Annotated in this window: 20 protein-coding genes and 1 other RNA gene; 1 reads left to right on the top strand and 20 read right to left on the bottom strand. The window is 54.2% G+C overall.

Features of this window, described 5'->3' with window-relative positions; translation table 11 throughout:
• Positions 1-35 precede the first annotated feature (35 nt).
• The 5 genes from hemW to holA form a co-directional block, all read right to left on the bottom strand.
• Positions 36-1,325, bottom strand: a complete 1,290-nt coding sequence (hemW, locus tag HMPREF1508_RS08120; protein WP_044961069.1) for a radical SAM family heme chaperone HemW — start codon at positions 1,323-1,325, stop codon at positions 36-38.
• A gap of 112 nt (positions 1,326-1,437) precedes the next feature.
• Positions 1,438-3,252, bottom strand: a complete 1,815-nt coding sequence (lepA, locus tag HMPREF1508_RS08125) for a translation elongation factor 4 (protein ID WP_044961070.1) — start codon at positions 3,250-3,252, stop codon at positions 1,438-1,440.
• Positions 3,233-3,382, bottom strand: coding sequence for a hypothetical protein (locus HMPREF1508_RS10430; RefSeq protein WP_198015621.1), 150 nt, complete (start codon positions 3,380-3,382; stop codon positions 3,233-3,235). The genes lepA and HMPREF1508_RS10430 overlap by 20 nt, the downstream gene beginning before the upstream one ends.
• A 44-nt stretch (positions 3,383-3,426) precedes the next feature.
• Positions 3,427-3,690 carry a 30S ribosomal protein S20 gene (gene rpsT, locus HMPREF1508_RS08130; protein WP_006905540.1) on the bottom strand — a complete coding sequence of 88 codons (264 nt, stop codon included), beginning with the start codon at positions 3,688-3,690 and terminating at the stop codon, positions 3,427-3,429.
• A gap of 154 nt (positions 3,691-3,844) precedes the next feature.
• Entirely contained in the window at positions 3,845-4,822 is a 978-nt protein-coding gene (gene holA, locus HMPREF1508_RS08135; protein ID WP_044961223.1) for a DNA polymerase III subunit delta, read from the bottom strand.
• Positions 4,823-5,006: 184 nt separating this feature from the next.
• On the opposite strand from holA, the gene HMPREF1508_RS08140 reads away from it, so the two are divergent.
• Complete coding sequence (locus HMPREF1508_RS08140; protein ID WP_044961071.1) at positions 5,007-5,429, top strand: hypothetical protein; 423 nt, start codon at positions 5,007-5,009, stop codon at positions 5,427-5,429.
• Positions 5,430-5,483: 54 nt separating this feature from the next.
• Here HMPREF1508_RS08140 and HMPREF1508_RS08145 read toward each other — a convergent pair whose 3' ends face one another.
• From HMPREF1508_RS08145 to rpoD, 15 genes are all read right to left on the bottom strand, one after another.
• Complete coding sequence (locus HMPREF1508_RS08145) at positions 5,484-8,144, bottom strand: DNA internalization-related competence protein ComEC/Rec2 (protein WP_044961073.1); 2,661 nt, start codon at positions 8,142-8,144, stop codon at positions 5,484-5,486.
• Between the two features lie 17 nt (positions 8,145-8,161).
• Positions 8,162-9,088, bottom strand: coding sequence for a GerMN domain-containing protein (locus HMPREF1508_RS08150; RefSeq protein ID WP_049906947.1), 927 nt, complete (start codon positions 9,086-9,088; stop codon positions 8,162-8,164).
• Complete coding sequence (locus tag HMPREF1508_RS08155) at positions 9,085-10,524, bottom strand: sensor histidine kinase (protein ID WP_242834541.1); 1,440 nt, start codon at positions 10,522-10,524, stop codon at positions 9,085-9,087. Before HMPREF1508_RS08155 ends, HMPREF1508_RS08150 begins: the two co-directional genes overlap by 4 nt.
• A gap of 134 nt (positions 10,525-10,658) precedes the next feature.
• The gene (locus tag HMPREF1508_RS08160; RefSeq protein WP_044961077.1) at positions 10,659-11,348 is read right to left on the bottom strand and encodes a response regulator transcription factor; all 690 of its coding nucleotides are present in this window, start codon (positions 11,346-11,348) and stop codon (positions 10,659-10,661) included.
• 8 nt (positions 11,349-11,356) lie between these two features.
• Complete coding sequence (locus HMPREF1508_RS08165; protein ID WP_198015623.1) at positions 11,357-12,001, bottom strand: helix-hairpin-helix domain-containing protein; 645 nt, start codon at positions 11,999-12,001, stop codon at positions 11,357-11,359.
• Between the two features lie 76 nt (positions 12,002-12,077).
• Positions 12,078-13,523, bottom strand: a complete 1,446-nt coding sequence (locus HMPREF1508_RS08170) for a bifunctional folylpolyglutamate synthase/dihydrofolate synthase (RefSeq protein WP_198015624.1) — start codon at positions 13,521-13,523, stop codon at positions 12,078-12,080.
• Position 13,524: 1 nt separating this feature from the next.
• Positions 13,525-14,364, bottom strand: coding sequence for a DegV family protein (locus HMPREF1508_RS08175; protein ID WP_044961082.1), 840 nt, complete (start codon positions 14,362-14,364; stop codon positions 13,525-13,527).
• A gap of 172 nt (positions 14,365-14,536) precedes the next feature.
• On the bottom strand, positions 14,537-14,740 hold the full coding sequence (locus HMPREF1508_RS08180) for a cold-shock protein (protein ID WP_006905550.1): 204 nt from the start codon (positions 14,738-14,740) through the stop codon (positions 14,537-14,539).
• An 88-nt stretch (positions 14,741-14,828) separates the two neighbouring features.
• Positions 14,829-15,362, bottom strand: a complete 534-nt coding sequence (locus HMPREF1508_RS08185; protein WP_198015626.1) for a DUF5721 family protein — start codon at positions 15,360-15,362, stop codon at positions 14,829-14,831.
• 21 nt (positions 15,363-15,383) lie between these two features.
• Positions 15,384-16,775, bottom strand: coding sequence for a glycosyltransferase family 2 protein (locus HMPREF1508_RS08190; RefSeq protein ID WP_044961085.1), 1,392 nt, complete (start codon positions 16,773-16,775; stop codon positions 15,384-15,386).
• A gap of 307 nt (positions 16,776-17,082) precedes the next feature.
• An RNA gene (rnpB, locus tag HMPREF1508_RS09735) (RNase P RNA component class A) lies at positions 17,083-17,478 on the bottom strand.
• Positions 17,479-17,598: 120 nt separating this feature from the next.
• Positions 17,599-19,284, bottom strand: a complete 1,686-nt coding sequence (locus HMPREF1508_RS08195) for a nucleoside kinase (protein ID WP_242834542.1) — start codon at positions 19,282-19,284, stop codon at positions 17,599-17,601.
• Between the two features lie 103 nt (positions 19,285-19,387).
• A complete protein-coding gene (locus HMPREF1508_RS08200) occupies positions 19,388-20,236 on the bottom strand; it encodes a Nif3-like dinuclear metal center hexameric protein (RefSeq protein ID WP_044961087.1) in 849 nt (282 codons plus the stop codon).
• Positions 20,237-20,343: 107 nt separating this feature from the next.
• Entirely contained in the window at positions 20,344-21,051 is a 708-nt protein-coding gene (locus HMPREF1508_RS08205) for a tRNA (adenine(22)-N(1))-methyltransferase (RefSeq protein WP_044961089.1), read from the bottom strand.
• A gap of 2 nt (positions 21,052-21,053) precedes the next feature.
• Positions 21,054-22,352 carry an RNA polymerase sigma factor RpoD gene (gene rpoD / locus HMPREF1508_RS08210; protein WP_443018246.1) on the bottom strand — a complete coding sequence of 433 codons (1,299 nt, stop codon included), beginning with the start codon at positions 22,350-22,352 and terminating at the stop codon, positions 21,054-21,056.
• Between the last annotated feature and the right edge of the window lie 216 nt (positions 22,353-22,568).

Here is a 22,568-nt window from a genome sequence, read left to right on the forward strand (position 1 = left end):
TGGGGCTGTTTTATTTCTGTTTTAATGCAAAAAATTTAACGCAAATATTCCGCCAGCACCTGGTTAGAAATATCCGTACCTGCCTTTGTAAGAGCAATCATCCCTCCCTGTCGGCGCAGGAGACCCCGCTTGCTCTGGCTCTCCAGAGTGGATCCATAGACACTGCCGACGGGGAGATCAAAAGCGTTGAAAAAATCCGCCTCCCGTATGCCCCTGGTCTTGCGCAGCCCCAAAAAGAGAAATTCCTCCATGGCCTCCCGGCGGGTCAGCTTCTGCACCGTTTTGGAATCAATCCAGGGAGCGTCCGCCAGGACTTCATCCAGGTCCAGCTGTTGACCGGGATCATATTTTCCCCAGAGGTCAATATAGCGGTCTGTCTCAGGGATATTGGAAAAGCGCAGATTTGGATAGGCGCAGCTTCTCTGTGCCGGATCTTTTCGCATGAGGGGATTCCTGTCCGAATGCCTGTCTATGAGGGAATCACAGAGTAAAGACGCCGCCCCCACACCAAATCCAAGGTAGGGCTTTCTCTCCCAATAGCCCAGGTTATGACGACAGGCATAGCCCTCCCTGGCATAGTTGGAAATCTCGTACTGCCTGTATCCCTTTCCCGTCAGGAAGGTCCTCGTCATATCATAGAGCGCGTACTCCAGGTCACTGTCCGGCAGCTCCAGCGTTTTTTCGCCCCTCTCTCTCCTGGCGATATCCCCGGCATATCTCTCATAAAAGGGCGTACCCGGCTCTACAATCAGAGAATAGGCGGAAATGTGCTCCGGCCGGAGCATAGTCACCATCTGAAGGGTTCTCTTGAGCTTATCCTCGGTCTGCAGGGGCAAACCCGTCATAATATCCACATTGACATTGGAAAAACCGGCTGCGCGGACATGTTCAAAGGTACGTAGAAAATCATTCCAGCTGTGAATTCGTCCCAGAAGGGCCAGCTCATCGTCATTGGACGACTGCAAGCCGATCGAGACGCGGTTGATCCCCATCCTTTGATAGGCCCTCAGCGCCTTTGCCGTCACGGTCCCCGGGTTTAGCTCCAGACTGACCTCAGCGTCCCTGGCCAGAGAAAAGTTCCTGTGAACTGCCGCAAAGATCTGCTCCATCAGAGAATAATCCAGCCAGGAAGGAGTTCCTCCCCCCACGAATACACTTGCCGCCTGCTTCCTGCCGATCAGTCTGCCCCACCAGTCGATTTCTTTGACCAGGGCGCCGGCATAAGCCGCCTGCTCCTTCGGGCTCCCCGGATGAGAGTTAAAATCGCAGTATAAACATTTTTTCACACAAAAGGGAATATGTATGTAGAGCTCCAAAGCTTCCACGCGCCCTGCTCCTTCTCTTGATGTATCCCGACCGCTGTTTCAAACAGACCTGCCGCAAATTCCACGTCGTCGCCGGATGCGCGTCTGTTCCTTGGAGAGCGGCATCCGATCCTCAGTCGTCCGAATCCAGCTTGAGAACCGCCATAAAGGCTTCCTGCGGGATCTCCACACTGCCCACCTGCCGCATGCGCTTCTTTCCCTCCTTCTGCTTCTCCAGAAGCTTTCTCTTGCGGGAAATATCTCCCCCGTAGCACTTGGCCAGGACATCCTTGCGCATGGCCCGGACCGTCTCTCTGGCAATTACCTTCCCCCCGACTGCCGCCTGAATGGGAATCTCAAAGAGATGCCTGGGGATCTCCTTTTTGAGCTTCTCGCACATCTTTTTCCCCCGCTCGTATGCGGTGCCTGAGAACACAATAAAGGAAAGGGCATCCACCTGTTCCTTATTGATCAGCATATCCAGCTTGACTAAGTCTGACCTCTGATAGCCCTTCATCTCATAGTCGAGGGAGGCATAGCCCCGGCTCCTGGACTTCAAGACATCGAAGAAATCATAGATGATCTCATTGAGAGGCAGGGTATAGCGAAGCTGAGCCCTGCCCTCCTCAATATACTCCATGCTGATATACTGGCCGCGCCGCTCCTGGCAGAGATCCATAATAGCTCCGATATAGTCGGATGTGACCATAATCTCCGCCTCGACGACAGGCTCCTCCATGTAGTCGATCTCGGATGGATCCGGCAGATTGGATGGATTGGTCAGCTCCATCTGGCTCCCATCCGTCTTATGGATCCGATAGACGACGCCGGGCGCGGTCGTCACCAGATCGAGCTTATACTCTCTCTCCAGGCGCTCCTGAATCACATCCAGATGTAGAAGACCCAGAAAGCCGCAGCGAAAGCCAAATCCCAGGGCCGCTGAGGTCTCCGGTTCAAACTGCAGGGCAGCGTCGTTGAGCTGGAGCTTCTCCAGAGCCTCACGAAGTTCCGGATATCTGGCGGAATCCGCCGGATATATCCCGGAATAGACCATGGGCTGGACCTTCTTATAGCCCGGCAGGGCCTCTTCTGTCGGCCGATCCGCCGAGGTCACCGTATCGCCGACCCGGGTCTCCCTCAAATCCTTGATCGAGGCGGTAAAGTAGCCTACCATGCCCGCCTCCAGTTCCTCACAGGGAATAAACTGACCGGCGCCGAAGTAGCCCAGCTCCACCACTTCGCAGCTGAAACCGGTCGCCATCATACAGACCCTGTCTCCAGCCTTCATTGAGCCCTCCATCAGACGTATGAAAACAATGACTCCCTTATAGGAATCGTAGAGAGAATCGAAGATCAGGGCCTTCAGAGGCGCCGTCCTGTCTCCCTGTGGGGCCGGGAGATGATGAACGATCGCCTCCAGAACATCCTCTACATTCAGACCCGTCTTGGCGGACACCAAAGGCGCGTCCTGACAGTCCAGACCGATGACATCCTCCACCTCCTTCTTCACCCTCTCGGGGTCCGCGGATGGAAGATCGATCTTATTGATGACTGGGATCACCTCCAGATCATGATCCAGAGCCAGGTATACATTGGCCAGGGTCTGGGCCTCAACCCCCTGGGTCGCGTCAACGACCAGAACGGCTCCGTCGCAGGCCGCCAGGGCGCGGGAGACCTCATAATTGAAATCCACATGTCCCGGCGTGTCGATCAGGTTGAAAATGTACTCCTCCCCATTCCTGGCCCGATAAATAACCCTGACCGCCTGTGACTTAATTGTAATGCCCCTCTCTCTTTCCAGATCCATCGTGTCCAGAACCTGCTCCTGCATCTCCCGCTTGGTCAGTGTTCCGGTCATCTCGATGATCCGGTCCGCCAGGGTGGACTTGCCGTGATCAATGTGGGCCACAATACAGAAATTGCGAATTTTACTCTGGTCGATTCCCATGGATTTGCTCCTCATGCGCCGCGGTCATGATCCCTCGACGGCAATTTCCGCTCCTGTTCTCATCATCCGCCATGCGGCGAACAAAAAGAGAGTCAACAGATGACGGGCTGTTGACTCTCTTATCCTTCATTCCTGCGGCATCGGTGTATCTGACGCCTCTTCTCGTCCGATTGATTAAGCGAGCTTGTTGACAGCCTTGCTGAGACGAGAAACCTTGCGTGCCGCTGTATTCTTGTGATAAACACCCTTAGAGCATGCTCTGGCGATCACGCTGGTAGCCTCTTTGAGCGCTGCAAGGGCCGCGTCCTTATCCTCAGCCTCAACTGCCGCGTCGACCTTCTTGATGTAGGTCTTCACCTCTGACTTGATCGCCTTGTTGCGGGCGGTCTTGGTAGCAGTTACGAGTACTCTCTTCTTTGCGGACTTAATGTTAGCCAATTTAGATTACCTCCAATGTAAATCGAATGTTTCTTATAGAAAAAATCCTTAGTTACATTGTAGCCGGACACGGACAGTTCAATGTAAACATACTCGTACATGATACTGTCCGGGCCTGCTCCTGTCAAGGATTAATTACGGGCAGGCGCGTACCTCACCTGGCATAGCGCATCATGAGGACTTCCACTCCCAGTCGGTCTGTGATTTTCCCGGTCTTGATTCTCTCCTCCATGTCAGAGGCGTCCGCCAGCAGCTGTCTGATCTGTTCCTGGCTATAGCTCTCTGAGCTGCGGCGGATCTTTCCGACAATATAAGGGGAGACGGCGATTTTCTGTCCGATCTCGCGATCTGACAGATGATCTGATGACATCTGCCGCACCGCCAGCATTTGGATGAATTGGCGCTCAATCAGGCTGAGGATACGCAGGGGCGGTTCTTTGGCCGCGATCATATCCGCGTAGTGCTCCAGGAGCAGCTTTCCGTCCCGCCTCGCCATGGCGTCGATCAGATCAAAGACACGGTTGTTGAGCGGACGGCTTGTGATGGCCCTGACATCATCGAGTTCAATGCGTTCTCTGTCCAGGCAGTAAGTCACAAGCTTCTCGTACTCCCGCTCCATATTCTCCATGTTCTCGCCGCTTCGCAGAAAGAATTCCCGCCACGCCTCGGGTGACATGGTCTTCTTCTCCTTGGACAGGCGGCCTCCGATCCACTGCATGAGGATTCTCTCATCGGGCTTTAAGAACTCACAGGCGTAGCCATACTTCACCATGGCCTTAAAAGGTCTGGTCGATTTCCTGACGGCCTTCTCGACAAAGATCAGCACAGCCGTCTCTGGCACAGTCTCAAGATAAGCCGCCAGTTCATCGTTGCTACTGTTAAAGAAGCCAGATTCCATGATCAGAATACAGCGATGGTCCGCGAAAAAAGGCATGGTCTGCGCCAGATCAATCAGCCCTTTCAGGTCGCAGTCATCTCCCTCCATCCGGCTGAAATTCATGCTCTCCTGGCCGCCTGTCAGGGCCCTGACCAGCCGATCCCGATACTGGAGCTTGAGATAGTCCTCTTCTCCATAGAGCAGATAGGCTCTGTGAAATTGTCCCGTCTTAATATCCTGATTGATGGTCTGCATGAAAACAATTGTAAAATCCCGCTCCATACAAGTCAATCTGCGGAATACGCACTTAAGTTCGATGGGCATCGGAAGGCAAAAGCGCTTATAATAGTAAAAAATTCAGCTGACAAAACAACAGCCATAATCCGTCTCTGCCGCGTCCAACACGCCCTGCGGACAATGGCCCTGTAAGGAGAATATCATGTCACAAACCGTCACAAATGCCCACGAGGCCTGTCAACTCGCCCAGGACTATATCGATCGGCTGGCTCCCGCCGAAAATCTCTTCTATCACGCCTGGGTCTGCCACCGCTATTACATCTTTGACTTTCTCCCCCGAGATTTGGATCCGACAGAACTGACCGCGCAGGCCCAAAAGAAAGGGGAATTTTGGACCAGTCTCTTCCACAGAAATCCATCCGGTCACTCCGCAGACAATACCGCCTGCCTTCTGTCCGGCAAAGAGGGCTATACCGCTTACAGCTACGGCAAATTCGGCCCTGTACTCGTCGACAAGTCCTCGGGCGAGTGTTCTATTCACCCCCTGGATGATCCGAAGGGATTGGAGCATTACCGGACCTTGATCGAACACGCGCAGGTGATCCGCGAAGATCAGCTGATGTAATCGTTTTATCGAGCCAGACTTTCTCCCATGCGAATCGGTGTCAAGAGGCGAATTTCACGGGAAGCGGACCTGATATTTCCAGTCGCTTCCCTTTCTGCGCAGGGTCATCTGCCCCTGATACATAGTTCGATCGATCGGACAACCGATCTCCTTCATCCGCTCCAGAGTCTCCTTTCCCGGATGTCCATAGCGATTTCTGATCCCGGCACTGATCCAGATCAGATCCGGCCGCAGCCTTTGGAGAATCTCCCGGCTGTTGGCTCCCTTGCTCCCGTGATGGGAGGCCTTATATAAAGAGAGGTTCCCCTCTCTTTTGTCTCCAAAGAACATGCCCTTGCGCAACAGGGTTTCTTCCTGCTGTGTCCCAATATCTCCGGCGCAAAAGGCAGAGAGTCCCGGCATGGTAATCGACAGGATCAGACTGTTCTCATTGGCCCCCCTGGCCAAATGATCCCTGCCCGGTCCCAGGCAGCGCACCAAAAGGATCTCCTTTTTCTCCCCACCGCCCTCTATACAAAGCTGGTCCCCCTGATCCCAGAGCAGGACCCGGCATCCATTTCTCTTTGCCAGAGCAGTAAGCCTTTCATAGGCGGGATTTCTCCCCTCATCGACATAGGGCATATTGGCCGAAAAGACAAGATTCTGTATGGAATACCCTTCCTTTAGGGCCTCTTCCAGGCCGCTGATATGGTCCAGATCGGTGTGGCTGACAAACCAATAGCGGATCTGCCGAATGCCTCTGGCTTTGAGGAAGGGAAGAATACGCCGCTTTCCCAGCTGATCCAGACTGGTCGATCCCCCGTCAATCATGTAATGGCCTCCTCTCCCGTCACAGAAGTACAGACCATCCCCCTGTCCGACGTCTAACATGGTAAATTCAGCTCCTGCCAGATAAGGAAGGCTTGCAGACCAGAGGATCGGCGGCGACAGCAGAAGGGCAAGGGCGACCCCCGCGGAAATTCTCCCCTGAATCCGCCGTTTTTTTATTTGACCCTTTGCTCTCCTCTGCCCGGGATGAACAGCCCCTCTTCTCTCTCTTCCATACAGCAAATAAAAAAGGCTCCCGTAATAGACAAGGATCAGCCAAATCGGGGGCTTGCCTGTAATCATCCTCGCTCCGGGCAGGCGCAGACTCAGATCCGAGCTCCATTCAAAGAAGTAGAGCAGGCAGTGGCTGACTCCCAGGCAAAGATCTGCCGGCGCTTTCAGAAACCCGAGCTCTGCCGCCAGACCCAGAAATCCTCCCAGCAGACCGCTCGCCAGGACCAGTCCCAAAAAGGGCAGCAGAAGCAAATTGAGAAAAATCACATAGACAGCTATCTCGCTGTAGCAGAAGGCGAGCAGGGGTAAGACAGCCAGCTGGATTCCCAGGGCCAGGATTATCTGCCCCAGGATACGCTGGGTCAGATTGGGCTGATAGGACCCGGATACACGGTCACGCCCCCGATTCCAGGGCAGTTGCCTTTGACTCATTCGAAAAAGCTGATGCTGTCTCGCCTTAAATTTCTCTTTACAGTCGGATCGGTAGCGCTCCTGCATCGGCCTGGCCACAAGCTGCATACCCAAAATCGCCGCGAATGAGAGCTGAAACCCCGGGTCGCCTATGGCCATGGGATTTGGGATCAGAATCACAAGCGCCGCCAGCGCCAGCGCGGACAGAGAATCGTAGGCCTCGCCCAGACATTTCCCCAGAAGAACAAGCAGGTACATCCACACCGCTCTCTGCGTGGAAACGGCATTCCCGGTCATCATACCGTAGAAGATGATTCCCATACCGGAAATAAGGGCAGCCAGGGGCAGATTAAGGCGCAAGCTCCTCAAAAGCCCAAGGAGAAGGGAAGCCATAAGGAAGACATGAAGGCCGGAAATCGCCAGGATATGCGATAGACCGGATCGGGTGAACAGATCTCTGACCTCCGCGTCCAGACTGCTCCTTGCCCCCAGCGCCATGGCGGAAAGAAGGCCCGCCTCTTCCGCCGGCAGATTCCTGTCAAAGACCCCTGCCAGCCCTGATCGCAGGCTCTCAAGCAGCTGCCTCAAATGCCAATAGGGATGACCGGCTCCCTCTGCAAGCACAACCGGATGAGAGGCCTTCTTAAAATGCCCGTAGATCTGCCTGCTGTATTCATAGGCTCTTTCGTCAAAGCCCCCCTCATTTGGCGCAGCTTGTCCCGGACTGTATAAAGCGCTGAGGCGGATCCTGTCTCCCAGTTGAGGGCGCGTCCCTCTTTGATCGATGGTTTCGGCCAAATCATCGACATAAATTTTCCCCAGTTCCCACTCTTTTTCATGATCCCTGGCTGAAATTTTCACCTGTCCCAGGAGTGCCCGAATGCCTTTTTCCCTCGGCTCAAGGGCATAGATTCTCCCCTCAGCGATGATCTGCTGTCCCTCTGTCAGTTTCTGCGCGACCCGCAGCTGATGATCCAGGAGGGCCTGGCAGCGCGTAAATCCGATCAGGAAGAAGGCAGAGACCATCAGTCCCGGTCCGATCCGTCTGACCGCTTTTCTTATGTTGATAAAAGAAGATAAGACCGCGGGCCTGCCGCCCTCGATCAGGGGGCAACCCGGGATAAAAAGGACCGCTGCGACAGCGGGCAAAATAAGCGCAATCAGTAGAATCAGAACTTCCTGGCGCGCGCAAGGCGCACGCGCAATAAAAATTCCCGCAAGTAAACTCAAGGCCATGATGACCAGAGGTCTGGCTCTAAGCATAGGCCACCTCCCCGCTCCTATTCGGCGTCGGAAGTCACCATATTGAAGTTGGGCGTATAAGAATTGGACAGCTTGTCCCCTCGGAAGATGGAATTCATCTCCCCATTGATCGCGATCTGTACACTGGATATCTCGTTCAGCTCACATAAAGAGTTGACGATCGAATATATCACGACCTGCTGTGAGATCTTATCTGTGGCATTGAGAAAATTCTCATCCAGATTCAGATAACAGACCCCGCGATTGACATTGATATTGAGCAGTTTGGTGCTGTCCGGAATCGGACTGATGGCGTCATCCGTGTGAGGACTGGTCATCAGATATTCCATCACCAGCTTCTCCGGTGAAATGTTGCTGTTGTAATAGATCTCTCTCTTCTCTCTGACCAGGCTCTGCCCGTCCTTGCTGGCATAGTAGAGGGTAAATGTCCGCCGAACCATAGCGTCCTCCGCGTCGCCCCCGAAATCCATAAATGTGTCGGCATTCATGGCGCCAATCTCACTACCGTCCGCGTTTGTCAGAGCCTTTCCCTGTACCATAAAGGTCACTGAGCTGATGTTGCTGATCTGCAGGAGGGTCTTGACGATCGCAGACCGCATGAGGACCTCGTTCGGTCCGGTGATTCGCTCATAAGCTGTATTGAAATCCAGGACCAGGTGTCCCCCATCCAGGCGATGTGAAATCACTTCCAGATCCCCGGGCATGACACTGACTGCTCTTCCTGTATCCGGAGCCTGTTTCAGGGCAGTTAAAAGCTCACTGATCTGTCCCTCTGTGTCTTTGGCCTTGAGCTTGTGAGCGCTGATCTTTAAGCTGTTCCCGGCCACATCCATATAGTAGATCTGCTGCGTCCCCGCGTCCCCGCCGCACGCTGTCAGAAGTGTAATAACCATACTCATCATCAGAGCGAGAGAGACGCATTTCTTCCGGATAGATCTTCTCATTCTCCGCTCCTCTCCTCACGGATCTCATCTGCCCGTCTGGCAATGACATCCTCCTCGGGATCCACGATATAGGTCAGGGGAATACGAACATCAAAGGTCGTTCCCTGTCCCAGCTCAGAGGCCACACGAATCTCTCCGTGGTGCATGCGAATCGCGTTTTGCGTAATTGCAAGACCAAGACCGGTACCGCCGATCTCCCTGGAATGCGACTTGTCCACCCGGTAGAAGCGCTCGAAGATACGGTCCAGCGAATCCTGCGGGATTCCCATTCCATTGTCCTCAACCGTCACAAAACAGTACTGGTGATCAGCATTTAAAGAGACGTGAACCCAGCCGCCGGGATTGTTGTACTTGACGGCATTCTCCACCAGATTTGTAATCGCCAGAGAAAACTTGGTCTCGTCGATCTCACAGAAAACCGGACGGAAGGACTCGAGGACCAGCTCTACTCCCTGCCGGTCCGCGATCGGACGAACCCGGTGCAGGATGGATTCGATCAGCTCATTCATATTGACAGACGCGATATTCATGCTGATTCCCGTCTTGTTCATACGAACCAGAGAGAGAAGGTCATTGATAATCTTGGTCTCCCGGTCAATTTCATGACTCATATCCTGCATGAATTCCTGATAGAGCTCGAGGGGGGCCCCCTCCATACTGTTAATGGAGTCCGCCAGGACCTTCATGGATGTCAGAGGCGTCTTGAGCTCATGAGAGACATTGGAGACGAACTCCTGCCGGGAAGCCTCCACAGACTGCATGCGGCCCAGGAAATCATTGAAATGGCCTGCCAGCTCCTCCGCCTCCGCATAGTCTAAATCCTTCAGACCCGACGAGACGCTGCCGTTTTTCGTCTTATCCAGGGTCTCTTCCATGGTCTTGAGAGGGCGAATGGTATGCTCCGCGGTCCAGGCGGCAAGCCCCAGGAGAATGAAGCCTAAAATGACAAAACCGATGATCCCGGGCGCGGTCATCTGGTCCAGGGACTGGTTCATGTAGTCCATCGAGCGCACTACCATGAGCACCCCGCGAACAGGCGCGTTGTTGTCCGCCGTGCTGCGGATGGGCAGGGTAACCGTCAAGAAATTGTTCTGTTTGTCATAGTAGCTGAGGGCCTCTCCCTTGAGAGAGCGAATCACGTTCGCCCAGACCAGCGTCCGTCCGCTATCGATGCCATTGGTATCCTTGATCACCCGAAGGGTATCATCAATCAGCAGAATACGCCCTCCATAGATCTGACGAACCGTATCCAGCTGGCTGTTGATCTCCGTGTCCGAAGGATCCGACAGATAGTCCTTGTCCAGGATCCCCCCGGTCAAAACCTGCATCTGCGATTGAATCTGCACTTCTTCAATGTTGATGGTATTCTGCCGATAGGCATAAAGATAGAGATAAAAAGCGACGGTATAAGGGATCAGTCCCGCCAACAGAATCATGAGAATCAGGCGCAGTCTGAGCCTGTGAAATTGATCCCGGAGTCGTCGAAAAGCATTCATGAGATTAGTATAACAGGGAAAAAATCAGGGGACAATGTCAAAGGCTGAAATCGTATCAAATCGATAAGGAAGTCTCAGGCCTGAAAATAATAGCCCACCCCCCACTTGGTGTGCACATACCTGGGTTCGCTCGGGCTCGGCTCGATCTTCTCTCTCAGGCGGCGGATGTGTACGTCCACCGTCCTCGCGTCCCCCGGATAGTCGCTGCCCCAGATCGTGTGCAGAAGAGAATCTCTGGAGTAGACCTTGCCCGGATGATTGACCAGGAGCAGGAGCATATCAAACTCCTTGGAAGTCAGATTGATATCCTCTCCCGCAATCCGAAGGCTTCGACGATCCGTGTCCATGCTGACGTCGCCGGATTTGACCACATTTCCACTGTCCTCTTCCGCCTCCTGGCTCTTGACCCGGCGCAGAATGGCCTTGATTCTGGCCTTGACCTCCAGAATATTGAAGGGCTTTGTAATATAGTCATCCGCGCCGTACTCCAGGCCCATGATCTTATCCATGTCGTCGCCCTTGGCTGTGAGCATGACAATCGGCACGTTGGAGAACTCACGCACTGCCCGGCAGACCTCAAAGCCATCCATCCTGGGCAGCATGACGTCTAAGAGGATGAGATCATAGTCTCCCTCCCTGGCCTTGTCTAGAGCCTCCTGACCATCATAGGCGCAGTCGACCTTCATCTCATCTTGCTCCAAGGAGAAGCGAATCCCCTTCACAATCAATTTTTCATCGTCGACCACCAACACCTTTTTGGCCATCTCATACCTCAATTCACAGTGATCCGATCCTTGATTTTGGCGTAAACCGCCGCCTTCAAGCCAGGGACCTTCATGATATCCTCTCTTTTGGCAAACGCTCCCTGCTTCCTGCGATAGGCAATAATCGCATCCGCCTTGCCGGCTCCAATCCCGGGCAGACTCATCAGCTGGTCCCGGTCAGCCCGGTTGATATTGACCTTGGATGAAGATCCGGATCCCGTCTGAGCATTCTCCAAAGACTGCCCCTCCTCAGACGAGTTCTGCCCCTCTCCCTGTCTGGGCACCCGATACATGGCACCGTCTTCCAGACGCGCGGCCTGATTTACCTTCTCTGTATCGGCATCCCGGCCAAAACCGCCAGCCGCCTCCAGGAGATCCTTTAAGCGGCTGTCCCTGGGAAGAGAGTAGACTCCGGGGCGCTCCACTGCCCCCTGAATCTGAACCCAGATCCCACCGGTATCTGTCCTGTCGCCCTCCGTCTGATTTGTCCCGGAATTCTCCCCCCTGCCTGTATCCCCGGCCTGCTCTTTCGAATCGGCCCCCTCTTCCTCCTGTTTTATCTCTCTGGATTGAAGGAAGGATCCTCTTGCGCAGGACGACAGGCACAGGGCCATCAGAAGAAATCCGCACATCAAATACCTGCGTATTTTCATCACACACCTCCACAGAGGTGCCCAATGCATCATCTACGCCCAACATTGTATCGAAAAAAGGTCCGTAAGGAAAGCGCTAAATGTCGCTTTTCCTCTCCTGCGCCACCTCCGGCCTGAATTCTTCCGGAGAATCGGCCAAGAATGCCTTGACCTGACCCACAAAATAAAGAGATCCGAAGAGAACCAGAGGGCTTCTGATTCCCTTTCCCTCTCTTTGCCTGCAGATGTCCGCGGCCAGCTCCAGGGCCTCTGAGACAGAGCCCGCCCTGTGAGCGCAGCCGCCCCGACCACGGATCAGAGCAGCCAGCCTCTCTGCCTGCAGAGCCCGGTCACTGTCCACCGTTACCGTGACGACTTCCGCCGCCAGCGGGAGAATCTCCTCCAGCATCAGGTCATACTCCTTGTCCGCCAAAATCCCGATGATAAAGACGCAGGTCGTATCCGGATAAAAGCCGCGCAGGCTCTTGGCCAAAGCGTCCACTCCCTGGGGATTGTGGGCGCCATCGATCAGGATCTGCCTGCCTCTGTAGTTGACTCTCTCCATGCGCCCCGGCCATGAGACCTGAGCCAGACCGCTGCGCAGGGCCCTGCAAAACGCCTGATTCTCCCCTCTTACAGAATCCGGCGCGGTCGTCGCACTCCCGCGGGCCTTGTCTGTCTTTCTCCCCTTCTGACAGGTCACTCCCATCTCATGCAAGATCTCCGCCGCCAGAATCGCGCAGGCTCCATTGTAGAGCTGGTAATGCCCCTCCAGAGCCAGATCCTCCCTTTTCAGTCCCCTCGCCAGGAAAATATCCTTTGCCCCGCTCTTTGTCACCTGCCAAAAGGGAATCCCCTCTTGCCGGCAGCGCCTTATGATCACCCGGCTGGCCGCCTCCTCCATAGGACCCAGGATACAGCGTGTGCCGGGGCGAAGAATCCCCGCCTTATTCTCCGCGATCTCCTCCGGGCGATTCCCCAGAATCGCCGTGTGGTCTAAGCCGATGCTGGTAATGATGCTGATCAGGGGAACTACAGAAGAAGCGCGGGTCGAGTCGTATTTTCCCCCCAGGCCAGTCTCTAAGATAACAAAATCACAGACCTCTTCCCTGAAGTAACAGAGCCCCATGCAAAAACAGATGTCAAACATGGTGGGCGGCAGTTCCATGGGCAGCTCAAGAATCTTCTCTCCCAGGCGCCGGACGGCGTCATCGGAAATCTGCCTTGTAATCACTCGAGGGGCAGTCGCCGCATCGAATGCGCCTCTTCGATTCTCCTCTGTCTCCAGAATGCGGATTCGCTCGTTGAAACGCAGCAGATGAGGCGAGCTGAAGAGCCCGACCCGAAAGCCCTGTGCCGCCAGAATATACGCCAGGATCGCCGCTGTCGATCCCTTGCCATTTGTGCCGGCGATATGAATGACTCTCTGCCCCTCTTCTGGATGCGAAAGGCGATCCAGCATTTCACGGGACACCTGGTATCCTGTCGCCCTGCCGAATCGCCTCATTTTCTCTATCTTATCTACAATTTCCTGATAAGTCATATCAACCAGCCATGATGATACCGCCGTCATTGGCATACATAGAAGAGACTCCCGCGGTATCCAAAATCAGAATCTTCTTAAAATGCGCCAGCTTCTCCACCTGGGCCTTGACCATCTGCGCCCGCTCGGGACAGTTGCAGTGAGCGATGGCCAACACGCGATTCTGAGGATCCGGCGTGACCTCCATGAGGCAGCGAACCATCTTCATCAGCGCGCGCGTCATTCCACGCTCCTGACCAAGCTTCTGAATGGAACCCTCCTCTGTGGATCCCATCACCGGCTTGATATTCAGTGCCTTGATGATCGTAGCGGCCAGGCCTGAGAGACGACCGGACTTGCGCAGGGTCTCCAGCGTCTCCAGGACAAAGAAGGTGTGCTGCTTCTCAATATAGTCCTGGGTTTGGCTCACAATTTCTTCAAAGGGCAGGCCCTCTTCCTCCAGTTCCTCGATCTTCAAGCCGATCAGGCTCTCTCCGATGGACGCGGACCTGGAATCAAAGACATGAATCTTCTTTGCGTCCCCGTATTCCTCCTCATAGAGTTCTTTCCCCAGACTGGCACTGGCGTAAGAACCAGATAACTTGGATGAAAGCGTGACAATATAGATGTGGTCTGACTCCCCTTCCATCCACTTCATGTAGGCATCCGGAGATGGGCAGGCAGACTTGGGCTCGTTGGAGCTGGAGGCCACCTTGGCCAGGAAGGTCTTCTGGTCAAAGCTCTCATCGTCCACAATCTCCTCATTGTCCACGCGAAGAATCAGAGGAATATTTACAAAGTGCCCGCCGGCTCTCATCTCCTCTGATAATTCGCCGCAAGAATCAACTAAAATCTTATACATCCTCACCCTCCTGTGCTGAGCACGGAGATTATCGATCCGTCACAGTGATACGAACCCATTCTACAACAGATTCCGCAAAGAAAAAAGAGAAGCGGCCTGCCGCTTCTCTTCTCCTCTGTGACCACGAATGTGAGCAGAACTCACATTTGATGATTCCTCGTGGTGATTTGATTTATTCCACAACGGTGACGTCGATCGCCTGCGGACCCTTATCGGAGTCCTCAACCTCAAAGTCAACCGTAGCTCCTTCTTTCAGGGTCTTAAATCCCTCCATGTTCAGCTTGGAGAAGTGTACAAATACATCCTTTCCAGCCTCATCAGAGATGAAACCGTACCCCTTACGGTCATCAAACCACTTAACTGTCCCTTTTGCCATTCCTTTATACCTCCATACGAAACTATGTCAGAACAGAACATCTCAACGGGTCAAGGATAACATAAAGCGGAAAAAATAACAAATTTTTTCACACAAGTTCTGACCAATCCAGATGATTTTTTGACAGAAATTCACATACCCAATGATCCCAGACCTGATCGAGACTCTTGTCCATGGAAAATATCCGACAGGAAGTTCCCGTCGTGAGCCGCAGCGATCCATCCCGATAGGTGAGATTCATAGCCAGCGCGTCTACATCCTCTGACCGCATGCCATTTCCCGCTTGATCAAGCAGCTGACTGACCAGGGCCGGCGGAGCCAGAAAGACGAATTTGAAATAGCCCGGCGCCCTCTTTCCGGAAATTGTCTCCAGACAAATTTTGCGCAGGCGGCCATAGGGCAGGCAGCGGTAACCGGCCGCCTCCAGTTTCTCCCATTCTTCCGCGGTGTAGAAGTCGCAAATCAGATGCCCGTCAAGGGTCAGGGAAAAGGACGAGCGTATCTCTGCTTTTGCCAGTGGAAAGGCGTCCCAGGTCTCCTCCAAAAGCAGACTGTGCATAATCCCGGCCTGACTGGAAAAACGCAGAGCCCTCATGCCTGCCTTTCCTCCTGCATTTTGCACGCTCCTATCTCATGAGGATTCTTAACTCCGGACATAGTCACTCCCCTCTGCGTCTTTAACTCCTGCCGCACGGTTCAAGCGGTCATTCTCCCCTTCCCGGACAAGAAGCTCAGTCATCTTGTATGGGACCTCCTCCTTATCTTCGCGGGAGGCAATCGCTTTCCTGCTGCCGGCAGGCGGCAGAGCCTTGCTCTCCTGAGGCGCGGCGATGCCCTCGTGGTCAATCCGCTTCCAGCTCCTGACCGGGTGTACCAGGGCAATCACAGAACAGATGCTGTAGAAGAAGAAGAAGACCGGCATAAAGAGCAGGGCAGGCATAAAGGGCCGAAGCTCCTGGTGATAGAAGAAACGGATCATACAGAAGAGGACGACCTCCGTCCCTGCCAGAATCAAGGCGAGACCCAAAAGCGCCAGTCCCGGGAAGTACCAGAGAGTCAGAGGAATCATGACCAGATTGGCGAAGAATGCGACAAAATTGACAGGGCCCAGAAGCAGAAGCATCAGGTTGTCCGTCGTGCGTCTGCGATAGGGATCTTCACTGGAGATCTTAAGGGCGTGCATCCATGCCCCGATATAGCGGCGAAGGATCTGATAGGAGCCCGTACACCAGCGGATCAACTGGCGAAAGAGCACCCTGACCTCAGAGGGCTGCTCATCAAAGCACACGGCGTCCAGACAGAAGGCAACTCTCCTGCCGGCCAGACACTGCTGGACGGAGAACTCAACATCCTCCGTAATGGACGAGGTCCTCCAGCCCGCGGACAGGACTTCTTTTTTGACGGCGAAACCGGTACCGGTCAGAAAGGCTGAGAGCCCCATCTTCTGCCTGGGATAGGAAAAGAGAAAGCTGTAGAGCATCCAGTAGATGGCAAACCACTTGGTAACGAAGGTCTTGTAGGGGCCGCCTCCCAGGCGATTCCCCTGCACGATCTCCTCCCCTGACTGCAGCATGTCATTGATATGGATCAGGTAGTCCTCTCGGACAATATTGTCGGCATCAAAAAAGGCAAAGGAATCGATGTCGTCGCCATACTCTTTCATGATGCGGCGGATTCCCCAGGCCAGGACATCTCCCTTGCCCCTGGTGGGCCCTTCATTGCGCTCCATGACAATGACGCGATCAAAGCCTGAGGCTGTCTGAGCCGTGCGATCTGTACAGTGATCCGCGAGAACAAAAATCCTGAGCTTATCCTGAGGATATTTCTGCTGCGAGAGACTGGTCAGAAGCTTGTCTATCACCGCCTCCTCATTGCGGGCGCAGATGACAACGGCAAAGCGATCCTGCCTGTCGGCGTGCGGATATGTCTTCTTCCTGCGGCTCAATCCCCAAATAACCACAAAGGCAAGCCAGATGCTCGGAATGACCGTCAGGATCTGTATCAACAGTGCGATAATTCCTTCTATACGGGGCATACATCTTCCTCACTGAGCAATGATGGAGCTCCCCCCATGCGATTGCGAGAATTTCGAAAATTACTTTCAGACATTATTATAGCGAATCCCTTCTGCCTGCTCTATTAAACTTATCTTAAACTTTTGTAAGACAGCCTCCGGCGGCGGCGATCATCCGCTGTCTGACGGCATTCTATGAACCTTTTACAGGGCAGCCCTGGCGGCGGTCATCTGCTGTCTGCGGCATTCCATGAACCTTTTACAGGGCAGATACGAAAAAAGAGAAAAGACCGTCCTTACAGAGAGGGACGGTCCTATGAAACGCGAAATAGAAAGCAGGGCGATAAGCCGGGTTATGTCTGGTGTGATCATCTATCTAGGACGGCTGTTACCAGCCGCCTCGAGCAACCAACCCGGAGCTGGCGGGCCGCGTCATCGCTCCTGCTCGGTCTTGCTTCGGATGGGGTTTACATGGCTGCGCCTGTTACCAGCCGCACGGTAGTCTCTTACACTGCCTTTCCACCCTTACCGGGTTCCCCCGGCGGTATATTTCTGTTGCACTTTCCTGGGAGTCGCCTCCACCGGCTGTTAGCCGGCATCCTGCCCTGTGAAGCCCGGACTTTCCTCTCCCGTATTCTGAGGTTCGGCAAAGCCTTCCTCTTGGCAAGGTTCTGCGCCGCAAAGCGGCTCCCTTGCATACGGCAGCGATCACATACCCTGCTTTCAAGGCCTTATTATAGCGATTTCAAAGGGGTGAGCGCAAGACCGATGAAGGTCCCGGCAAACAAAGGTCTGTAGAGCAAATCCAACGAAGGCCGGTAGAGCAGAACGCGCAAAATCCTCCTCAGACCTGAAAGCAGCTTCCCCCGATAAATTCCCGGATCAGGGAATTGTTGGCAATATCTTCCGTGGGGATGGCCAGAAAGTAATCCAGCAGCTTGAGCAGGCGGTGCGCCTCCGCGTATGCCGGATCTTCCTTGTCAATCGCAAAGAGCAGGGGCTCCGCATAGAGCTTGAGCACGCCGATCTCATAGACCAGAGCCGAATTAAACATCTCATCGGCCATCTCCTGAAAGGGGAAAATCCCGCTCTCTTCTCCCCTGCGCACAGAGTCCCACATGCGAATGGTCTCGGCAGCGGAAGTCCCGCGCGTCCGCGCGTCCCGGACAATACGGCGCAGAAGCCTGCCGTCTGTTGTCGACAGGGGATTGTGCTCATCTATCCCCAGCTGAGTCAGGGCGGAGATATAGATCTTGTACTTCATGGAGGCGGGAATGGAGTAAGAGAGCTTGTCGTTGAGACCGTGAATCCCCTCGATCACAAGAATATCTCTCTCCCCCAGCTGCATATATCGGTCATGGTACTCCCGCTTGCCTGTCGTAAAATTATACTCGGGAAGAAGAACCCGTTTCCCGGCAAAGAGGTCCGTGACATTCTGATTGAAGAGCTCTACATCCAGCGCCTCAAGGGCCTCGAAATCCTTGTTTCCCTTCTCATCCAGGGGAACCTGGCTCCTCCCCCTGTAATAGCTGTCCAGGGGAAAGGGATGGGGCGTGAAGCCCCGGGCCATCAGCTGGGTTCCCAGTCGATGGGAAAAAGTCGTCTTTCCGGAAGAAGAGGGCCCGGCAATCATCACGACGCGTCGGCCTCTGTCAATGATCCGGGAGGCCATGCTGCCGATCTGCTCTTCCATCAGAGCCTCCTGGGCCAAAATGATATCCCGGATTCTGCCGGAAGCAATCGCATCGTCCAGCGTTCCCACCGAGGGAATGCTCAGACGGGCGGACCAGTTGCCCGACCTCTCCTGCACCTCAAAAAGCTTCATGGCCGGGTCAAAGTCAGCAACCTTCTTCCCCTCCCGATAGGGAAAGAGAAGCATGAATCCATCGGCAAATGTCTGCAGATCAAAATATTTCAGCAGGCCGGTCGACGGAACCATATAGCCGTAGAAGTAATCGCTGACGCCCTCGAGATCATAGAGATTGGTGTGAGAATCCATCCGATAGCGCAGAAGGCTCACCTTGTCGACAAGTCCCTCCCTGCGGAAGTAATCCCTGACCTTCTCCGTAGAGACAGATCTCTTGACGATAGGAATATCTTCATCCGCCATTGCCAACATCTGATCCTTGAGCTGGGCAATCAGCGAGGCCTGCGGATGAGAGAGCAGATGAAAGCCGTCCTTCTCCCTGCTGTATATATGGCAGAAGTAACCCTGACCGAGTGAATGCTCCACCCGGATATCCACCTGTTTGTCCGGATCAAGCCTAGCTGCTGCAGCCTGCATGAGCAGAATCAGACTTCTGCGATAGGCTCGCAGCCCGTTCTTATCAACACTGGTCAAAAAGCGGATCTTCTCCCCCTCTTCGGCCACATAACCAAGCTCCCGCAGGTGATGATCAACCTCCGCAAGAACAATATCCTCCGGATAGGCCTGCGGATCCCGCTCTGTGATCTCCTTCGCGATCTCCCAGAGGCTTGTTCCCTCCGCGTATTTATGTGTCTTTCCTTCGATTTCGACTCTAATTGCCACTCTCCGGCTCCCCTCTTCTTGCAGGCCAAACAGTTTCTCTCTTCTTTTATCTTCCCCTCCGCCCCTTCTCCCCGGCAAGAGAGCATGGGACCAAGGCAGACCGTCAGACGATCCAGACCGGTTCTTTCATGGGCTCTGTCAGGACATCGATCTCCGCCAGCTGCGCTCTGAGTGTCATGGCCATATGCTCAATGAAAATATGCTCCACCCCATAGTGGCCCGCGTCAATTACCGCCAGTCCTTGGGCCATGGCATCCAGTCCCGTATGATGATCGATGTCCCCGGAGACATAGGTGTCCGCCCCGGCTGCCAGGGCATAGTCTACCTCTGACTTGCCGGATCCAGGACAAATCGCCACCCGGTGCACCTCGCGCTCGGGATCGCCGAAGACTCTGACATGGGAGAGCCCGAATGCCTCCCTGACCTGCTTCGCGTAGTCCCGCAGGCTGGGCGCAATGGCCTCCCCCATCTCCCCAACCTTGCCGATTCCCATCGAAGAGCTGACCCGAATGGGAGGGATGGCGTCTGTCCCGTCTCCCGCCGCATCGACCGGATCAATGTCCCTTCCGTCGTAACTGACATCCAGGGTGATCAGTTCTGTCATTCCCAGGGTATCGGCGGCCAGATCTCCCATCTCACAGACATCGTAATTGGTGTGCATGGCATAATAGGAAATCTCATGGCTGATAAGCCTGATGACGCGCCGACCCACAAAATCATCCGCCCGCACGGACCGGATCGGCGAGAAAATCATGGGATGGTGGGTAATGAGCATATCGGCCTTTGCGCTAATCGCATGGTCGATGACCTGATCGGTGGCATCCAAAGCGACATAGATGCGATGAACCTCCTGATCGGGATCGCCAACCAAAAGTCCCACATTGTCCCATTCCAGCGCCGCCTGACGGGGAACGCGCTTCTCTATCCTGTCTGTAATTTCTCTGACTCTCATCTTCGCCTCCCGGGGCTGTAAAAACTGCGTGGTCCATCTGATCCCGCATGCCGGTGCAAATATCCAAACCGGTCTGACACTGATCTTTTCTGTATTTTACAGGATCCTTACTTCTCCTCAGATATTCTCAAACGGGCTCTTCGATTCTGCTTCAGCCTCTCTAAAATCTCTTCTCTTCGCCTGACCTTCCCCTGAGGAAGCGCCGCAAGAATGCTCTTTAGCATGGCTTCCTCTCTCCGCAGATAAACCTCCAGAAGGGGGTGGCGATTCTCAATCAGAAGCTTTCCGTAGGCCAGCTCCTCCGGAGTCCAAAAACAGTCCCCCCGGCTTCCTTCCTGGTAACGAACCCTGGCGAGGAAGTACCACTTCCCCCCATCCTCCACAAGATCCTGAGCCTGCGTGACAAATCCCCTGTCAAGCAGCCAGGCCCGCAGCATGGGTAAGTCAGACTGTGCCCCCAGAATGATCTGTCCGGCCTCCCTGGCCGAAGGCAGGTCCGCCTCCAGGATATCTCGGATCAGACCGCCTCCCATTCCGCTGATCAGAATGGCTTCTGTCTCCCCCGGATGATAAGACGCAAGACCATTAGAACAGCGGACTTCAATCCGGTCCGCCATTCCCTCCGCCGCAATATGCTCTCTTGCCCTCTTTAAGGGACCCGGCCTGATATCCATGGCCAGAGCCCGCTTCACTCTCCCGGATTCAAGAAGCGCCAGACTCAGATAGGCGTGATCACAGCCAACATCCGCCAGACTCTGACAGGGCTCTACCAGAGCCGCCAGAGCCTGCATCCGCCTCGATAACCTGACAGCCATAATTACTCCAGATAATCCTTGAGCTTACGGCTCCTGGACGGATGGCGCAGCTTGCGCAGGGCCTTGGCCTCGATCTGTCGGATCCGCTCACGGGTCACGTTGAACTCCTTGCCGACCTCCTCTAAGGTCCGCCCTCTGCCATCCTCCAGACCAAAGCGCAGGATCAAAACCTTGCGCTCTCGCTCAGTCAGGGTGTCCAGGACTTCATTCAGCTGTTCCTTGAGCAAAGTGAATGTCGCTGCCTCTGCCGGAACGGGAGCATTTTCATCCTGGATAAAGTCGCCAAGATGGGAGTCCTCCTCCTCCCCGATCGGGGTCTCTAAAGAGACCGGTTCCTGCGAAATCTTTAAAATCTCCCGAACGCGGTCGGGCGTCGTCTCCATCTCCCTGGCAATCTCCTCTGGAGAAGGCTCTCTTCCCAGTTCCTGCAGGAGCTGACGGCTAACGCGAATCAGCTTATTGATGGTTTCAACCATGTGCACCGGGATCCGGATGGTTCTGGCCTGATCCGCGATAGCGCGGGTGATCGCCTGACGAATCCACCAGGTAGCGTAGGTTGAGAACTTATAGCCCTTGGTGTAGTCGAACTTCTCAACCGCCTTGATCAGTCCCAGATTTCCCTCCTGGATCAGGTCTAAGAAGAGCATCCCCCGGCCCACATAGCGCTTGGCAATTGATACCACCAGGCGCAGATTCGCCTCGGCGAGCTTCTGCTTGGCCCGCTCGCCGACAGCTGAATCGTTCTTTAAGATCTTGATCTGGGCCTCCAGATTCATCATGTCTTCCTCAGATAAATCGCCGGAATGGATCTCCTCCCGCAGGATCTCAATCTGCTCGTCCGCCTTGAGCCCTTTTTCCATCTTCTGAGCCAGATCGACCTCTTCTTCCGCAGTCAGCAGGTGTACCTTGCCGATCTCTTTGAGATACATGCGGACAGGATCATCAATGTTGACCGCGTCGGTACTTGCGGTCAGAGCCGCGATATCAACCTCAGGCTCTTTGTCCTCGTCCTCATCCTCGTCTTCATCCATGAGCAGGTCATCATCTATGTCCAGGTCATCATCATCCATCTTCAGAACATCCACGCCGGACTGTTCCAGGTAATCCTGGATGATATCCATCTTATCTTCATTCTCCCGAAACTCCGGAAAGGCCTCCTCTAACTCCGCATAGTCCAGGATATTCTTCTTGCTCTTTCCAAGATCGACCAGGTCTCCCAAACGGCTGTACATCTCCGCGGCAGTCACTTCACCTGACTCCTGCTCCCCGGTCTTATCCTCTTCTGCTTTTGGGCTCTCCACTTTTGGAGCCTCTGTTTTTGCGCTCTCTACTTTAGAATTTTTCTTTTTCGGATTGTCCGCCTTGGAATTCTTTGTTTTTGCGTTTTCTGTTTTAGAATCCTTCATTTTTGAATTTCCCGTCTTGGAATTCTCTATTTTGGCATTCTTCGTTTTCGGATTGTCCGCCTTGGAATTCTTCGTTTCGGGACTTTCCTTTTGGGGCTTCTCTGTCTTTGG

Source organism: Shuttleworthella sp. MSX8B, assembly GCF_000524295.1.
Taxonomy (GTDB): domain Bacteria; phylum Bacillota; class Clostridia; order Lachnospirales; family Lachnospiraceae; genus Shuttleworthia; species Shuttleworthia satelles.

What these genes read in the sequence shown, in the direction of transcription:
- lepA (WP_044961070.1), bottom strand. Translation starts at nt 3,252, where the DNA reads ATGGGAATCGACCAGAGTAAAATTCGCAATTTCTGTATTGTGGCCCAC.
- HMPREF1508_RS10430 (WP_198015621.1), bottom strand. Translation starts at nt 3,382, where the DNA reads ATGAAGGATAAGAGAGTCAACAGCCCGTCATCTGTTGACTCTCTTTTT.
- holA (WP_044961223.1), bottom strand. Translation starts at nt 4,822, where the DNA reads ATGCAGACCATCAATCAGGATATTAAGACGGGACAATTTCACAGAGCC.
- HMPREF1508_RS08140 (WP_044961071.1), top strand. Translation starts at nt 5,007, where the DNA reads ATGTCACAAACCGTCACAAATGCCCACGAGGCCTGTCAACTCGCCCAG.
- HMPREF1508_RS08145 (WP_044961073.1), bottom strand. Translation starts at nt 8,144, where the DNA reads ATGCTTAGAGCCAGACCTCTGGTCATCATGGCCTTGAGTTTACTTGCG.
- HMPREF1508_RS08150 (WP_049906947.1), bottom strand. Translation starts at nt 9,088, where the DNA reads ATGAGAAGATCTATCCGGAAGAAATGCGTCTCTCTCGCTCTGATGATG.
- HMPREF1508_RS08155 (WP_242834541.1), bottom strand. Translation starts at nt 10,524, where the DNA reads ATGATTCTGTTGGCGGGACTGATCCCTTATACCGTCGCTTTTTATCTC.
- HMPREF1508_RS08160 (WP_044961077.1), bottom strand. Translation starts at nt 11,348, where the DNA reads ATGGCCAAAAAGGTGTTGGTGGTCGACGATGAAAAATTGATTGTGAAG.
- HMPREF1508_RS08165 (WP_198015623.1), bottom strand. Translation starts at nt 12,001, where the DNA reads ATGAAAATACGCAGGTATTTGATGTGCGGATTTCTTCTGATGGCCCTG.
- HMPREF1508_RS08170 (WP_198015624.1), bottom strand. Translation starts at nt 13,523, where the DNA reads ATGACTTATCAGGAAATTGTAGATAAGATAGAGAAAATGAGGCGATTC.
- HMPREF1508_RS08175 (WP_044961082.1), bottom strand. Translation starts at nt 14,364, where the DNA reads ATGTATAAGATTTTAGTTGATTCTTGCGGCGAATTATCAGAGGAGATG.
- HMPREF1508_RS08180 (WP_006905550.1), bottom strand. Translation starts at nt 14,740, where the DNA reads ATGGCAAAAGGGACAGTTAAGTGGTTTGATGACCGTAAGGGGTACGGT.
- HMPREF1508_RS08190 (WP_044961085.1), bottom strand. Translation starts at nt 16,775, where the DNA reads ATGCCCCGTATAGAAGGAATTATCGCACTGTTGATACAGATCCTGACG.
- HMPREF1508_RS08200 (WP_044961087.1), bottom strand. Translation starts at nt 20,236, where the DNA reads ATGAGAGTCAGAGAAATTACAGACAGGATAGAGAAGCGCGTTCCCCGT.
- HMPREF1508_RS08205 (WP_044961089.1), bottom strand. Translation starts at nt 21,051, where the DNA reads ATGGCTGTCAGGTTATCGAGGCGGATGCAGGCTCTGGCGGCTCTGGTA.